Raw genomic sequence first — 14,699 nt, forward strand, 5'->3', positions numbered from 1 at the left:
GACGCGGCGGGCCGGGCACCCCGGCTAGCGCCCGGCTGACGTAGCGGGCCGGGCCGCCGGCTCAGTTCTCTGTGCTCTCTGTGCTCTCCGGGTTCTCCGTCAGCAGCTCGTCCGCGTCCACGATGCGGTACGCGTACCCCTGCTCCGCCAGGAAGCGCTGGCGGTGGGCCGCGAAGTCCTGGTCGATGGTGTCGCGGGCGACGACCGAGTAGAAGCGGGCCTCGTGGCCGTCCGCCTTCGGGCGCAGCACCCGGCCGAGGCGCTGGGCCTCCTCCTGGCGGGAGCCGAACGTACCCGAGACCTGGATCGCGACCGTCGCCTCCGGCAGGTCGATCGAGAAGTTCGCGACCTTCGACACCACGAGCACCGAGATCTCGCCCTGCCGGAACGCCTCGAAGAGCTTCTCGCGCTGCGCGTTGCTGGTCTCGCCCTTGATGACGGGGGCGTTCAGATGCTCGCCCAGCTCGTCGAGCTGGTCGATGTACTGGCCGATGACGAGGGTCTGCTCGCCCTGGTGCTTGCGTACCAGCGCCTCCGTCACCTTCCGCTTCGTCGCGGTCGTCGCGCAGAAGCGGTACTTCTCCTCCGTCTCGGCGGTCGCGTACGCCAGCCGCTCGCGGTCGGTGAGGTTGACCCGTACCTCGACACAGTCCGCCGGGGCGATATACCCCTGCGCCTCGATCTCCTTCCACGGCGCGTCGAACCGCTTCGGCCCGATCAGCGAGAAGACGTCCGACTCGCGGCCGTCCTCGCGGACGAGCGTCGCGGTCAGCCCGAGCCGGCGCCTGGCCTGGAGGTCCGCGGTGAACTTGAAGACGGGCGCGGGCAGCAGATGCACCTCGTCGTAGAGAATCAGCCCCCAGTCGCGCGAGTCGAACAGCTCCAGATGCGGATAGACGCCCTTACGGCGGGTCGTCAGCACCTGGTACGTGGCGATGGTGACCGGGCGGATCTCCTTCCGCGTACCGCTGTACTCGCCGATCTCCTCCTCGGTCAAGGACGTGCGCTTCACCAGCTCGTGCTTCCACTGGCGGGCCGAGACGGTATTGGTCACCAGGATCAGCGTGGTCGCCTTGGCCTGGGCCATCGCACCCGCGCCGACCAGCGTCTTCCCTGCGCCGCAGGGCAGCACGACGACACCCGAGCCGCCGTGCCAGAAGCCCTCGACGGCCTGCTTCTGATACGGGCGCAGCGCCCAGCCGGTCTCGTCCAGCTCGATGGCGTGCGCCTCGCCGTCGACGTAACCGGCGAGGTCCTCGGCCGGCCAGCCCAGCTTGAGGAGCGTCTGCTTGATCTGGCCGCGCTCGGAGGGGTGTACGGCGACGGTGTCCGCGTCGATCCGGGCGCCGACCAGCGGCTGGACCTTCTTGGAGCGGAGGATCTCCTCCAGCACCGGCCGGTCGGTGCAGGTCAGGACGAGGCCGTGGGAGGGGTGCTTGGAGAGCGTGAGCCGTCCGTAGCGGGCCATCGTCTCCGCGACATCGACGAGCAGCGCGTGCGGCACGGGATACCGGGAGAACTCCACCAGCGCGTCGACCACCTGCTCGGCGTCATGCCCCGCGGCGCGGGCGTTCCACAGACCGAGGGGGGTCAGCCGGTAGGTGTGGATGTGCTCGGGGGCGCGCTCCAGTTCGGCGAAGGGCGCGATGGCGCGACGGCACGCGTCCGCCTGCTCGTGGTCGACTTCGAGCAGCAACGTCTTGTCGCTCTGGACGATTAGGCAGGACACACATTCCTCCAGAGAATCAGGTCGTCCGGTGACAGGAACAACGCCTGCCACGGCACGGGCTATGCCCCGTGCTCGGCACCGGAAGGGTGTCCCGGCCGGCGCGCCGGGTATGCGCGCCGCCATCTATGTTCGCTCATCGCGCGAGACCGGGGAGAGCACCTCCCGCTTTTCTCGTGGGCCGGACCGTCCCGGGCCGCGACGCGTCCGCACCCGTCTCGCCACTCGTCCGGCCGGCTTCGACGTCCTGGTCGTCCTGGTCTTCTCCACCTGCCCACGCTGCGGCTCAGGTCGCGTCGGGAGTGGCGAGCGCGTGGCGGATCGCTGCCAGGGCGTCTTCATTGGTGACGCCGAGGTTCCTGACGGCCGTCGCGTAGCTGCGGGCGTGGTCCGCGAGCCTGTCCCTCGCCGCGGCGTTCGCGGGAGACGCGGCCACGCGGGTGCCGGATCCTCTGCGGCTGTGCACCAGGCCCGCCGACTCCAGCTCTCGGTAAGCCCGGACCACTGTGTTGTTGGCCAGTCCGAGGTCGGAGGCGAGCTGGCGCACAGAGGGTAGTTTGTCGCCTTCGCGCAGTCTGCCCACGGAGATCAGATCGGCGAGCTGCGTTCTGATCTGTTCGAACGGAGGGACCGGCGTGAAGGGATCCACTCGGATGGCGATCGAGCCGGCTTTCATGACTGCTCCCTGACATGCGCCTGGGGCAGCAGCAGGGCGCCCAGAGTCCAGCCGGCTGTCAGCGCCGAGACGAATGCGGTGAGCCCCAGGCCACCCAGGGTCATGTTTTCCGCCCACCTTCCGCAGGTCAGGCTCTGCAGTGCGACTGCCATGGTCAGGGACACAGCGAACAGCGGTGCGGCCACAAGCAGCCCCCAGGCGCCGACGGTGGCCCGCGAACTGATCCGGCGCTGGTCGTCACTCGCGGCGCGTACGGTGATGCGCCGCAGAACCAAGGCGCAGACCACGGTGCCGATGACGAGGCCCCCGAGGACCGGCCAGGCGTAGTAGGCGCCGGGCCAGGGCCCGGTGGTTTGGGTCTGGCCCCGGCAGCTCATGGACAGGGCCCTGCCCGCGCGGCCGGCGGTGTCTGTCGAGGCTGTCGCGACGGCGACGACCAACAGGGCCGTCAAGATCACGGCCTGGACGCCCAGGGACGCTGTCAGCCCGCGGGGGATGTGATCGCGTATGCGGCGCGGAGTCACTTCGGCCGACCGCACTCCGCTGGCTGCCGGATGTGCGATCAGGTCCGCCAGGAGCACGCCGCCCACCGCGCAGAGCCCGAAGACGGGAATGGCGTAGAGCAGCTCGACATCGGGCTCGGAACTGAAAGTGACCAGATTGTTGACGACGATCCCGACCGCCGGCCCACCCCACCGAACGGGCGTGTCCGCCCAGCTCCGCCAACTGCTCTTCGCCTCCCAGGAATTGGGCATGCGGATCCCCCTTACGTCTGCAAGTGTGTCAGCTTCCTGACACAATCTGCCGACCGGAAGGCGACTGTGTCAAGGCGATGACACAGTGTCGCCCATCGCGGGCTGATTCGGGGCCGGTGGGTTTTACGGCGCGGGCGGGCGGCGTATACGGCGGGGGTGGGGGCATCAGGGGCGTATGACCGCTGAAACGGAAGGGACCGGGTCGGGGAGCGCCGCCCCGGCGGGTAATTCGTGGGGCCGGATCCTGTTGCGGGTGATCATCACGGTGGTGGCCTTTGCCGCCCTGGTGGCCTTCTCCGCGGTGCTGGCCGAACTGACGCTGACGCCGTCGCCGGCGTCGGCGGAGATCGCCGGGTCCAATCTTCAGCCGGGGCGTTCGCTGCGGCAGTACGCGGAGGACTACACCTTCCTCGCCGCGTGCAAGCAGATCGGCGGCAATCTGCTGATGGGCGTGCCCTTCGGGCTGATTCTTCCGGTGCTCGTACCGCGCAGGGCGCGGATGGTGCGGGTGGTGGCGCTGACCGCGGTGGTCATGGTGCTGGTGGAGCTGGCGCAGGGCTCGATCGTCGAGGGACGCGCCTTCGACGTGGACGACGTCATCATGAACACGAGCGGCGCGCTGATCGGGTATCTGCTGCTGGGCCGGCGGATCGGGCGGCGGTTCCACGCGCTGGCCGAGCCGCCCGTGAGGAAGGACGTGCCCGCGCGGTCCAAGCCGGCGCGGTCCAAGCCGGTGATGACGAAGCCGGCGACGACGAAGCGGAAGCCGGCCGACAAGAAGCCGGCTGACAAGAAGCCGGCTGACAAGAAGCCCACAGCCAAGAAGCCCGCCGCGAAGAGCGGGACCGCGAAGAAGCCGTCCTTGAGGAAGTCCGGCTCGGCGGGTGGTCCGTCATGGACCGAGCGCCTCGCCCGGCGCCGCTGATCCTTCCGTACGGCCCCGAGCCCCGAGTCCCAGCCCTCAGCCCCGCGACCGACCGCGGGGCTGACTCATGTGCGCCGTGGTTCTTATACGAAAGTGTCGTCCACATACTTGAAGAGTGCGGAGGGGATCACTACCTTCCCCCTTGTTGAACGCGGAACCTCTGTTCAGCCCACTGAACAGGAGGGTGATTGCCGCGTTCGCTCCGGCCACCCGTGAGGAAGGCACTTCACCGCATGAAGAAGCCCTTGAGCCGCCGCACGTTCCATCAGCTCGCCGTCACCCCGCTGCTCGCGGCCCCGGCCGTGCTCCGGCCCGGGGCGGCCCAGGCCGCGCCCCCGGCGCCGCAGCGCACCCTGACCGTCCGTGCCATGAGCCGCGCCGCCGCCTTCATGGACGGGACCGTCTCGTACCGGGGCGGCTACGTCTGGAACTACCTCCCCGACCTGTCCGTCACCTGGGGTGAGATGGAGGCCAAGCGCACCATGTGCTGGGTCCAGCCGCCCGGTACCCCGTCCGTCGGCCACAGCATGCTCGACGCGTACCACGCCACCGGCGAAGAGGTCTGCTACCGGGCCGCCGCGCGCACCGGCCTGGCGCTCGTCGAGGCGCAGCTCCCGGTCGGGGGCTGGAACTACATCCATGATTTCGCCGGCGAGGAATCCCTGCGCGACTGGTACGAGACGATCGGCGCCAACGGCTGGCGGCTGGAGGAGTTCCAGCACTACTACGGCAACGCCACGTTCGACGACGCGGGCACCTCGGCCGCCGCGCAGCTGATCCTGCGGCTGTACGCGGAGCGCCGCGACCCACGCTTCAAGCGGTCGCTGGACCGGGCCATCGGCTTCGTACTCGCCTCGCAGTTCAGCGGCGGCACCGCCGACGGCGGCTGGCCGCAGCGCTATCCCGCGTTCGCGGGCGCGGTCAGCCGGATGCCCTGGCCGGACAGGCGGCCCGACTGGCTGCCGCGCGGTGTCCAGCACGGCATGGAGGACGGCGACTACACCCAGCAGGTCACCTTCAACGACGACGTCCTGGGCGAGAACATCAAGTTCCTGCTGATGTGCATGTCCACGCTGGGCCGGCGCGACCTGGCCGGTCCTGTGACCCGTGCGATGGCCTGCTTGAAGCGGATGCAGCAGCCGGGGCCGCAGGCGGGCTGGGGACTCCAGCACCTCTCCCGCGCCAAGGGCGGCCGGCCCGCCGGGGCGCCCGCGGGCGCACGGTCGTACGAACCGCGCGCCCTCGCCACGCACACCACCCAGACGAACGTCCAGCAGCTGTTCCACTACTTCCGGCTGACCGGCGACCGCGCCTTCCTCGGGCGGGTGCCCGAGGCGCTCGACTGGCTGGAGAGCTGCAAGCTGACGAGCGGGCAGATCGCGGAGAACCCGCTGCTCGCCGGCCGTACCCACCCGACCTTCGTCGAACTGGGCACGAACCGGGCGCGGTTCGTCCACCGCTTCGGCTCCAACATCCGCAACGGCGCGTACTACAACGACTACGACCACCGGGAGACGCTGAGCCACTACTCGGCCGGGCGTTCCGTGGACCTGGCGGGTCTGCGCGGTACGTACGAGGAGCTGGCCGCGATGACGCCGGCTCAAGTGGCCGCCATGCGCGCCCGGTCGCCGCTGTCGCCCGCCTCCTCGCACGGCCGGCCGATTCCGCTGCCCCGCTACTTCTCGGTCCGTGACCTCCAGTTGTCCGATCTGCTGCGGGACGCGCCGCTGCCGCTGCCGGTGGTGACGGACGCCGAGGCGTCGGCGCTCGTCGACGGCCTCGGTACGAAGGACTACTGGCTGACCCCGATCGACGCCGTCACGAACCCCTATCAGGGGCCCGGTTCGACGAAGCCGTACGACGGCAAGGCGTACATGAGCAAGAACGTCGGCGACCTGCGCGACACCTCGCCGTACAACCCCCAGGACCCGCCGCAGGAGCCGCCCTACCAGCCCGTCGAACACCCGCTGGGGATCAGTTCGTCCGCGTACGTGGCGAACATGGCCAAGCTCATCGGGTACGTGGCACGGCCCTGACGTCTGGCACGGCCCTGACGTCTGGTGCGGTCAGGCCGGGTCGTCGGCCAGTTCGGCCACTCCCGTGATGCGGTGCAGGGGGTACGTACGGACCTCGTCCGCCGTGTGGTCGTACCCCGTCACGTACCCGCCCTCGACGCGCACCGGCGCGATGACGCGCTGGCTGGCCGCGCCGTCCGCGTTGACGTAGCCGATCCAGACCGCCGAGCCGGTCATCGCGGCGGCCTGGACGGTCGCGAGGGTCTCGGCGGAGGTGGTGCGGGGGAGGTCGCCGTTCCCCGACAGGGAGCCGGGGGCGGGGGTCTTCCCGGCCGCTCTCCCGGCTGCTCGCGCCGCTGCGGCAGCCGCGGCCGTCGTGGATCCGGACGTGGACGGTTCCGGCACCGGCTTGCGGACGACCGTGGCGGCCATGTCCCCCGCCCTGATCGCCTTCACCGCCGCCCCGAGCAGCGTCGCGCCCGGCGCGCGCGGCCCGTCGGGGACGGGGACCGGCGCGGTGCGCGGAGGGGTGCGGTAGGCGTGGGCGCGGGTGATCAGTACGTCGCCCTCGACGGACTCGGCGGCCGGCGCGAACCCGATCGCGCGCAGCCCGTCGAGCACCGCCGCCGGGTCGGCGTGGGCGGCCAGCACGGTCGGGGCGAGGCGGCGCAGCCGCAGTCCGTGCGACCGCTTGTCGGCGAGGATCTCGTCGAGTACGGCCTCGTCGTCGCAGCGGACGTACGCGGAGGCCGCGCCGACCCTGAGATGGCCGTGCTTACGGGCCACGTCGTCGATGAGGTAGGCGAGCGGCTGGGGGACGGGCGTGCGGCTGTGGGTCTTCAGCAGGTCGTGCAGATCGGTGGCGGACTGTCCCGCGTCGAGGGCGCGGCGTACAGACGCGGGCGTGAACCGGTAGACGGTCGCCCCGCCCTTCGACTCGACGTCGGCGGCGATGGCGAGCAGCTCGGCGAGGGGACGCAGCAGGGGGCCGGGGGCGACGGCGGTCAGGTCGGCCTGGAGGAGGACATGGTCGAGGGGCTCAGGCAGGAGCGGGGCGAGGGCGAGTGCGGCGCGAGTACCGGCGGCGGCGAGTTCGGCCCGGGCGCGGGCCGGGTCCTCGGACGGGTCGGATACGGACGTCAGCAGCGCGCGGGCATGCGACGAGAGCGCGCCCCGGCCGGTGAGCCCCAGCATTTCCGCCTCGTTCAGGGTCCAGGCCGCGAGCCGCGCACGCAGATCGTCGGGCCGCCCGGCCGCGGACGCGCCGCGCAGGGGCCGTTCCCACCGCAGCCTGGCCAGCAGTGATTCGGGGTCGGGGGCCGTGCCCTCGGGGAGGGTCGCGAGGAGGTCGAGGATCCGTCGCCGTACCTCGGGCGCCGGGCCGCGGTCCAGATCCGGGCCGAGCGCGGCGAGCGTACGGCCCTTGGTGTCCTGGCTCCCGACCAGACCCGCGGTACGGGTGGCTGTCAGCCAGGCCGTGGCGAGGCGGGCCCACCGCTCGGGGGAGGGGAGCTCCTGCCAGTCGTCGTACGCGGGCGTCGGGGCGTATCTCTCGTCGGCCTCGCCGTCCGCCGCCAGCAGTCCGGCCGCGTAGGCGAGTTCGACCCAGAAGGCGGCCACGGGCTCGGTGACGTCCAGCGCGGCGGCGGTGCGCTTGAGGTCACGTACGGACAGACCTCCGGCCCGCAGGACGTTCGGACCGCCCTCGTTCCAGTCCTTGGCCAGCTCCTCGATGGTGGCGAGCGCGGTGTACGCCTGCCCGGCGGCCGTGCTGTCCACGATCTGCGGGCGGCCAGGGGCGCTCGCTTCCGTGGAGCGGGGCGCGACGTCGGGCGCCACGGGCTCCGGCGTACGGTGCGCGCGCCCGGCGCGCAGATGCAGCGCGGCCTCGCGCGGCAGGACGACCGTGCGGGTGGTCGCGGGCAGCAGCAGCCCGCGGTCACGCAGCCATCGCACGGGCGGGGTGGGGCTGGAGGTGATCTCTCCGTACGGAGGCCCCCACACCAGCCGGTCCAGGACCGAGAGCGCCTCCATCGGGGCGGTGTCGAGCAGGGCCGCCATCCGCGTCCGGTCGGTGAAGAGCGCGGTGAGCGAGGCGACCGCGGAGACCGGGTCGTGGGTGGACTGCAGCCAGGCCGCGGTCAGGATCTCCTGGAGCCGGCCGGGCGACATGCCTGCGGTGGCCTCGGCGACGGTCGGGCCGAGGCCGGTCGGCGAGGGGTGGGTGGGGGAGGGCGCGAGGAGCTCGCGTGCGGTACGCACCAGCCGCAGCCGGTCGTTCGCCCCCCAGATGAGGGCCTGGTCGCGCAGGGTCCGCACCGCGAGGGGCAGGGCCGCCTCGATCCGCGCGTCCCCTTCGTCGCCGGTCAGGAGCGCGCTCAGGGTGGCGTACGGCGCCGGCTCGGGGGCGACGGCCAGGGCCTCCGCCGTCTGGAGCGTGAACCGGTCGAGCCGCTCCAGCGCCCGTACGACAGAGGCGCGGGTGCCCGCACGTGTCGCGAGCTGCGAGAGGTCGTTCGGTACGGGAGTGAGCAGATCGGGGCGGGCACGCAGGAGGGCGGCGAGTGAGTCGTCGCCCTGGATGCGCAGGGCCTCCGCGAGCGTGCGCGGTGGCGTACCGCCGGTTCCTTCTGGCACGTGCGCCTCCTGCTCAGGCTTCGCTGGTCCCCATCCGTTCCACGTTAGCCCCTGAGGGGCGCTCTGCCGCGCCCCCGGGCCCGGGGGTCGCGGCGGGCCTTGTTCGTACGGGAGGTTCGGCGGGCGGTTCGGGGGAGGTTCGGGGTGGACGTTACGGGGATGACTCCGACACCATCGCGTGCGGGTGCCGTGTGGCGGTAGGGCTGTGCGCTGGGTGCGGAGGACTGTGTGGGGATCGAGAGCGACCAGCTGGTCTACGACTACCTGAGCCGCGTCGGTGACGCGGCTCAGCAACAGCAGCTGGAGTCCGGGGACCGGATGCGGCTGGTGTCGACGCTGCGGAACGAGATCGACCGGCAGCGCGGGAAGTTCGGCAGCGACAGCCCGGCGGCCGTGCGCCGCATTCTGGGGCGGCTGGGGGAACCGGACGCGCTGGTACGGGCGGCTTCCGCGGGCGGCACGGGCGCCGCGCCGCCGCCGGTGCTGCCCGAGCCGGCCGTACCCGAGCAGCGGGCGCGGCGGCTGAGGAAGGCGGTGATCCCGGAGCAGGCGTCGGCGCCGCCGTCGGGGGCGCTTTCGGGGGCGCAACCGTATCCGGCCGCCACGGACGGACCGGGCCAGGCCGACGGGCAGCCCCCCGGGAGGGAGCCCGACTGGTGGCGGATCGAGTCGGGGCCGATGGGCGCGGCGCCGACGGGGGTGCCGGGGTTCGTGGGCGGGGTGGAGATCCCGGACATCCTCAAGCCGCCGCCGAAGGACCCGGAGGACGAGGCGGAGGGCGAGACGGAGGGTGAGGCCGGGTCCGAGTCCGGGGAGGCGGTCGAGAAGGGGGCGGAGGAGGACGAGGGCCGCCGCAGATTTCGCCTGCGGCTGCCCCGCCGTGGCGCGGGGAAGCAGTCCGGCGCCAGGGGCCTATCCAACCCGTTCCTGCTGCTGGCGGCGGCGCTGCTGGTCGTCGGAGCCTTCCTCGGCTCCTGGATCGCCCTGGGCGGCGGCTGGCTCCTCGCCTACGCCTCCCGCACGCTCTCCCGAGCCGAGGCGAAATGGGCGGTCTTCGGGCTCCCGAGCGTCTCGGCCGCAGGCGGCCTGGTCTGGCTCTGGGGCCGCCTCGACGGCCGCTGGGGCGACCCGATCCCGGACGACGCCATGGCCGAGGCCCTGTCGGGCACCTGGCCGGTGGTGGTCAGAACGGCGGCGGTGACCTCGGCGCTGTACCTGATCTGGCGGTCCCGGCGGAAGTAGCCGTGCGCGCTAATACACCTAAGCCGGGCTCGGGCGGGCGGCTGCGGCCTGGGCGTCGGCGGTCGGGTCCGGGCGGTAGGGGGCTCCTGGGACCACCAGGGGGGAGCCCGTCACCGGGTCGGGGACCACCACGGACTCCAGGCCGAAGACCTGCCGTACCAGCTCCGCCGTCACGATGTCCTGCGGACGGCCCTCCGCCACGATGCGCCCCGACTTCATCGCGACCAGGTGGTCCGCGTAGCGCGCCGCCTGGTTGAGGTCGTGGAGGACGATCACGACCGTACGGCCCTGGTCGTGATTGAGGCGGCGCACCAGGTCGAGTACCTCCACCTGGTGCGCGATGTCCAGGAAGGTCGTCGGCTCGTCCAGCAGCAGCAGGTCCGTCTCCTGCGCCAGCGCCATCGCGATCCAGACCCGCTGCCGCTGACCGCCCGACAGTTCGTCCACCGGCCGGTCGGCGAGCGCGGTCACGTCCGTGCGCTCCATCGCGTCCGTCACCGCGCGCTCGTCCTCGTCCGACCACTGCTGCCACCAGTGCTGGTGCGGCTGGCGGCCGCGCGAGACCAGGTCCGCGACCGTGATCGCCTCCGGCGCGACCGGCGACTGCGGCAGCAGGCCGATCGACTGCGCGATCTTCTTCGTCGGGATCTTCGCCAGTTCGGCGCCGTCCAGCAGCACCGCCCCGCCCCGTGGCTTCAGCAGCCGTCCCAGCGCGCGCAGCGTCGTCGACTTGCCGCAGGCGTTCGGGCCGACGATCACGGTCACCCGCCCGTCGGGGACGGCCAGTTCCAGTTCGTGGACGACCGTGCGGTCCTCGTACGCGAGCGTCAGCTCCCGGGCGACGAGCCTGCTCATGCTGTGCCTCCTGCTCCCGCGGTACGGCCGCGGATGATCAGCCAGATCAGATACGGGGCGCCCACCGCCGCCGTCAGTACACCCACCGGCAGCTCCGTGGGGGACAGCAGCTTGCGGGCCAGCAGATCGCCGAGGACGACGATCACCGCGCCCAGCAGCGCCGAACACAGCAGCGGGATCTGCGCGGTACGGGTCATGCGCCGGGCGATCTGCGGTGCCAGCAGCGCCACGAAGTCCACCGGGCCCGCCGCGCCCGTCGCGACCGACGCCAGCACCACGCCCAGCAGGACGAGTCCCAGCCGGACGCGGCCGAGCCGTACCCCCAGTGCGGTGGCCGTGTCGTCGTCCATCGACACCGTGCGCTGCGCGTACGCCGCCCACAGCACCCCGGGCAGCAGCGCCAGCAGCACCCAGCCGAGCGGCGCCGCCTCGTCCCAGCCGCGGCCGTTGAGCGAGCCGGTCATCCAGACCTGGGCCTGCTGGGCGACCAGATAGTCGCCCTTGGTCAGGAAGAGCGTGGTGATCGAACGCAGCGCGATGGCGAAGCCGATGCCGATGAGCACGAAGCGCGTGGCGTGCAGCCCGCCGCGCCAGGCGAAGACGTACACCAGCCCCGCCGCCACGATCCCGCCCGTCACGGACAGATACGGCAGGACGCTGAACGAGGTGACGCCGAAGGTCATCGCGCCGACGGTGAGCGCGCTCGCGCCCTGGCTGATGCCGATGATGTCGGGACTGGCGAGCGGGTTGCGGGCGACCGTCTGGATCAGCGCGCCCGCGATGCCGAAGGCGAGGCCGACGAGCAGCCCGACCACCATGCGCGGCAGCCGCAGCGTACCGACGACGAGTTCGTCCGCCGACGGCTGCCCCAGGAGCACCTTCAGGACCTCGGAGGGCGGTACGAAGCTCTCGCCCACGCTCAGATACGCGACGCAGACCCCGGCCAGCAGGACGGTGAGCGCGCCGGCGACGACGGCCGCCCGCCGGTGCAGCAGGAACGATCCGCGTCCGGTCCGTACGAGCGCGTAGCCCGCGGGCCGTATGCCGCCGGGGGCCGGACCCGCCCCGCCGTCGGCGCCGGCGGCCTTGGCGGCCTTGGTGGCCGTGGTCATGCCGGCACCGCCTTCCGTCGTACGAGAGCGACCAGGAACGGCACCCCGAGCAGGGCCGTCATCACACCCGCGGGGACTTCGCTCGGCGGGAAGACGATCCGGCCGATGACATCGGAGACCAGCAGCATGACCGGCCCGATCAGGGCGGCCATCGGGAGCACCCAGCGGTGGTCGGTGCCGACGATCGCGCGGGCGATGTGCGGAACGGCGAGGCCGATGAACGCGATCGGGCCGGCCGCCGCCACCCCCACGCCGGTGAGCACCGTCGCGCCGAGGCCGCCCAGGACGCGTACGGCGGCGACATTCTGGCCGAGGCCCTTCGCGACGTCCTCGCCCAGTGCCAGCGCGTCCAGACCGCGGGCCACGGATATCACCAGCACGGTGCCTATCAGCAGGAACGGCCAGACCTGACCGGCCACTTCGGCGTCCCGGCCGGCGATCGACCCCACCTGCCAGAAGCGGAACTCGTCCAGCGTCGCCGCGTTGGTCGTCAGCACCGCCATCGTCACCGACACCAGCAGCGCGTTGATCGCGGCGCCGCCGAGGGCGAGTTTGACCGGCGTCGCGCCGCCGCGTCCGCCGGAGGCGATGGCGTACACCGCCACGGAGGCGAACCCCGCGCCCGCGAAGGCGAACCACACATAGCCGGAGAGGGTGTGCACCCCGGCGAAGGCGATGGCCAGGACGACACCCACGGAGGCGCCCTGGCTGATGCCGAGGATGCCGGGGTCGGCGATCGGATTGCGGGTGATGCCCTGGAGGACGGTGCCGGCGAGGGCCAGCGCGGCCCCGACCATCAGGCCGATCAGCGTCCGGGGCACGCGCAGTTGCCGTACGACCTGGGCATCGTCACTGTGCCCGCCGCGCAGCAGCGCGTCGACGACGGCGGACGGAGCGACGGCGCGCGCCCCGACCGCGAGACTCAGCAGGACGGCGAGCAGCACGGCCACGACGGCTGCCGCCGTCCAGCCGATACGGCGGGCTGTCAGGACGTGTCGGGCGCTGTGGGGCACGCTGTGGGTCGTCGGGGCGGCGGCTGGCATCGGAACCAATCAGGAGGTGCGGCCGGAAGCGGGTACGGGCAGGAAAAGACAGAAGCGGGAACGGGCAAGGCAAGACAGGGGACGAAGACGGCCGATGCGGACAGGTGATGGTGAGGGTCTGGTTAGGCTTGGCTAAGTCTAAGCACCTGGATCAAGCCACTCGCCTGGGCACAATGGCTCTTATGGCTTCCCTCACGGCTCGGCCCGCGCCCACGGTCGGCTTCGACCTCGATATGACCCTGATCGACTCACGACCGGGTATTCACGCCGCCTACCTGGCGCTTTCCGCCGAGACCGGGGTTCCGATCGATGCCGATCTCGCCGTCACCCGGCTCGGGCCGCCGCTCGAACTGGAGCTGGCGCACTGGTTCCCCGAGGACCGGATAGCGGAAATGGGCGACCGCTACAGGGAGATCTATCCCACATTCGCGATCGTCCCGACCCTCGCGATGCCCGGCGCCCGCGAGGCCATCACCGCCGTCCAGGCGCTGGGCGGCCGCGCGATCGTCGTCACCGCCAAGCACACGCCGAACGCCGAACTCCACCTCGCTCACCTCGGCATGGAGCCGGATGTGATCGTCGGCAAGCTGTGGGCCGAGGCCAAGGCGGTGGCGCTGCGCGAGCACGGCGCGACGGTGTACGTCGGCGACCACACGGGCGATGTGCGCGGGGCGCGCACGGCGCGGGCGCTCTCCGTCGCCGTACCGACAGGTCCGTGTGACGAGGAGGAGCTGCGTACGGCGGGAGCGGATGTGATCCTGCGGGACCTGACGCAGTTCCCGGCCTGGCTGGAGCGCTACGCCGCAGGTGAGGCCGTGGCGGACGCGGTCTGACGGGGCTTCGGGTACGGGCCCGCGCGGCCGGCGCCCTACGCGGCGGGCGAGGACGCGGCGGCGGCAGCCGACCTGGCATCCCGGCGCTGCGCCGCGATCGTCCGCAGCACGCCCGCGCCCGCGATCAGGAACCCCACCCCCATCAGCATGCAGACGGCATACGCGAGGGACGGGAACGGGTCGGAGCCGAGGAACAGAGGCGCCACAGTGACCAGAGTGGCCACGGCGCCGATGATGAAGACGATCGCGCCGATACGGACCAGCCCGTCGCCGGGTCCGGCCTCGTCCGTCGCGCTGAGTGCGCGGGATGAAGGAGTAGCAGTCACGCCACCAGGGTAGTTCCCTGCGGACAGCAGCGGACAGGAACCACTCGGCAACGTCTTGTCACCAGCCCCTGGACCATTAGCCTGGGGAGTGGCGGGTCGGTCGACCCGCTGTAGTGCTATTCAGAGCCGTTTTTGTGCGCGCCAGCGCCCCAACGAGGACGAGGACAGACGTGCCTACCGGCAAGGTCAAGTGGTTCAACAGCGAGAAGGGCTTCGGCTTTCTCTCCCGTGACGACGGCGGCGACGTCTTCGTTCACTCGTCGGTCCTCCCTGCCGGAGTCGACGTACTCAAGCCGGGCCAGCGCGTGGAGTTCGGCGTCGTAGCAGGCCAGCGCGGTGACCAGGCGCTCTCGGTGACGGTCCTCGACCCGACCCCCTCGGTCGCCGCGGCCCAGCGCCGCAAGCCCGACGAACTGGCCTCGATCGTCCAGGATCTGACGACGGTGCTGGAGAACATCACGCCGATGCTGGAGCGCGGCCGCTACCCCGACAAGGCCAACGGCGCGAAGATCGCGGGCCTGCTCCGCGCGGTCGCGGACCAGCTCGACGTCTAA

General features: G+C 71.9%; 13 protein-coding genes. 5 read left to right on the plus strand and 8 right to left on the minus strand.

The annotated features are described in order from the left end of the window. Positions 1–61: 61 nt before the first annotated feature. From ACZ6MZ_RS14045 to ACZ6MZ_RS14055, 3 genes are all read right to left on the minus strand, one after another. Positions 62–1,729, minus strand: a complete 1,668-nt coding sequence (locus tag ACZ6MZ_RS14045) for a DNA repair helicase XPB (RefSeq protein WP_469351909.1) — start codon at positions 1,727–1,729, stop codon at positions 62–64. A gap of 283 nt (positions 1,730–2,012) precedes the next feature. Next, on the minus strand, positions 2,013–2,402 hold the full coding sequence (locus tag ACZ6MZ_RS14050; protein ID WP_469351910.1) for a GntR family transcriptional regulator: 390 nt from the start codon (positions 2,400–2,402) through the stop codon (positions 2,013–2,015). Next, positions 2,399–3,157: a hypothetical protein gene (locus ACZ6MZ_RS14055; RefSeq protein WP_469351912.1), complete on the minus strand. Its 759-nt coding sequence runs from the start codon at positions 3,155–3,157 to the stop codon at positions 2,399–2,401. The genes ACZ6MZ_RS14050 and ACZ6MZ_RS14055 overlap by 4 nt, the downstream gene beginning before the upstream one ends. 175 nt (positions 3,158–3,332) lie before the next feature. Here ACZ6MZ_RS14055 and ACZ6MZ_RS14060 point away from each other — a divergent pair, with 175 nt between their 5' ends. Next, positions 3,333–4,082 (plus strand): VanZ family protein, encoded by a 750-nt coding sequence (locus ACZ6MZ_RS14060; protein WP_469351913.1) that lies wholly within the window; start codon positions 3,333–3,335, stop codon positions 4,080–4,082. A 233-nt stretch (positions 4,083–4,315) separates the two neighbouring features. Continuing rightward, positions 4,316–6,118, plus strand: coding sequence for a pectate lyase (locus ACZ6MZ_RS14065; RefSeq protein WP_469351914.1), 1,803 nt, complete (start codon positions 4,316–4,318; stop codon positions 6,116–6,118). Positions 6,119–6,148: 30 nt separating this feature from the next. On the opposite strand, the gene ACZ6MZ_RS14070 is transcribed toward ACZ6MZ_RS14065, so the two are convergent. After that, positions 6,149–8,734 (minus strand): helicase-associated domain-containing protein, encoded by a 2,586-nt coding sequence (locus ACZ6MZ_RS14070; RefSeq protein ID WP_469351916.1) that lies wholly within the window; start codon positions 8,732–8,734, stop codon positions 6,149–6,151. A gap of 228 nt (positions 8,735–8,962) precedes the next feature. Between ACZ6MZ_RS14070 and ACZ6MZ_RS14075 the strand changes: the two genes are divergently transcribed. Then, a complete protein-coding gene (locus ACZ6MZ_RS14075; RefSeq protein ID WP_469351918.1) occupies positions 8,963–9,976 on the plus strand; it encodes a hypothetical protein in 1,014 nt (337 codons plus the stop codon). Positions 9,977–9,994: 18 nt separating this feature from the next. Here the strand turns inward: ACZ6MZ_RS14075 and ACZ6MZ_RS14080 are convergent, their stop codons facing one another. Genes ACZ6MZ_RS14080 through ACZ6MZ_RS14090 form a run of 3 tightly spaced genes read right to left on the minus strand, consistent with a single transcriptional unit; the run spans position 9,995 to position 12,986 of the window. Further along, on the minus strand, positions 9,995–10,831 hold the full coding sequence (locus tag ACZ6MZ_RS14080) for an ABC transporter ATP-binding protein (RefSeq protein ID WP_469351919.1): 837 nt from the start codon (positions 10,829–10,831) through the stop codon (positions 9,995–9,997). After that, positions 10,828–11,943 carry a FecCD family ABC transporter permease gene (locus ACZ6MZ_RS14085; protein ID WP_469351921.1) on the minus strand — a complete coding sequence of 372 codons (1,116 nt, stop codon included), beginning with the start codon at positions 11,941–11,943 and terminating at the stop codon, positions 10,828–10,830. The genes ACZ6MZ_RS14080 and ACZ6MZ_RS14085 overlap by 4 nt, the downstream gene beginning before the upstream one ends. Beyond that, a complete protein-coding gene (locus tag ACZ6MZ_RS14090; protein ID WP_469351923.1) occupies positions 11,940–12,986 on the minus strand; it encodes a FecCD family ABC transporter permease in 1,047 nt (348 codons plus the stop codon). The genes ACZ6MZ_RS14085 and ACZ6MZ_RS14090 overlap by 4 nt, the downstream gene beginning before the upstream one ends. 182 nt (positions 12,987–13,168) lie before the next feature. Between ACZ6MZ_RS14090 and ACZ6MZ_RS14095 the strand changes: the two genes are divergently transcribed. Further along, positions 13,169–13,819, plus strand: coding sequence for an HAD family hydrolase (locus tag ACZ6MZ_RS14095; RefSeq protein WP_389785032.1), 651 nt, complete (start codon positions 13,169–13,171; stop codon positions 13,817–13,819). A gap of 35 nt (positions 13,820–13,854) precedes the next feature. Here ACZ6MZ_RS14095 and ACZ6MZ_RS14100 read toward each other — a convergent pair whose 3' ends face one another. Next, the gene (locus ACZ6MZ_RS14100) at positions 13,855–14,145 is read right to left on the minus strand and encodes a hypothetical protein (RefSeq protein WP_384332057.1); all 291 of its coding nucleotides are present in this window, start codon (positions 14,143–14,145) and stop codon (positions 13,855–13,857) included. Positions 14,146–14,315: 170 nt separating this feature from the next. Between ACZ6MZ_RS14100 and ACZ6MZ_RS14105 the strand changes: the two genes are divergently transcribed. Continuing rightward, on the plus strand, positions 14,316–14,699 hold the full coding sequence (locus ACZ6MZ_RS14105; protein WP_384178759.1) for a cold-shock protein: 384 nt from the start codon (positions 14,316–14,318) through the stop codon (positions 14,697–14,699).

The organism is Streptomyces sp. NPDC042201, assembly GCF_055582185.1.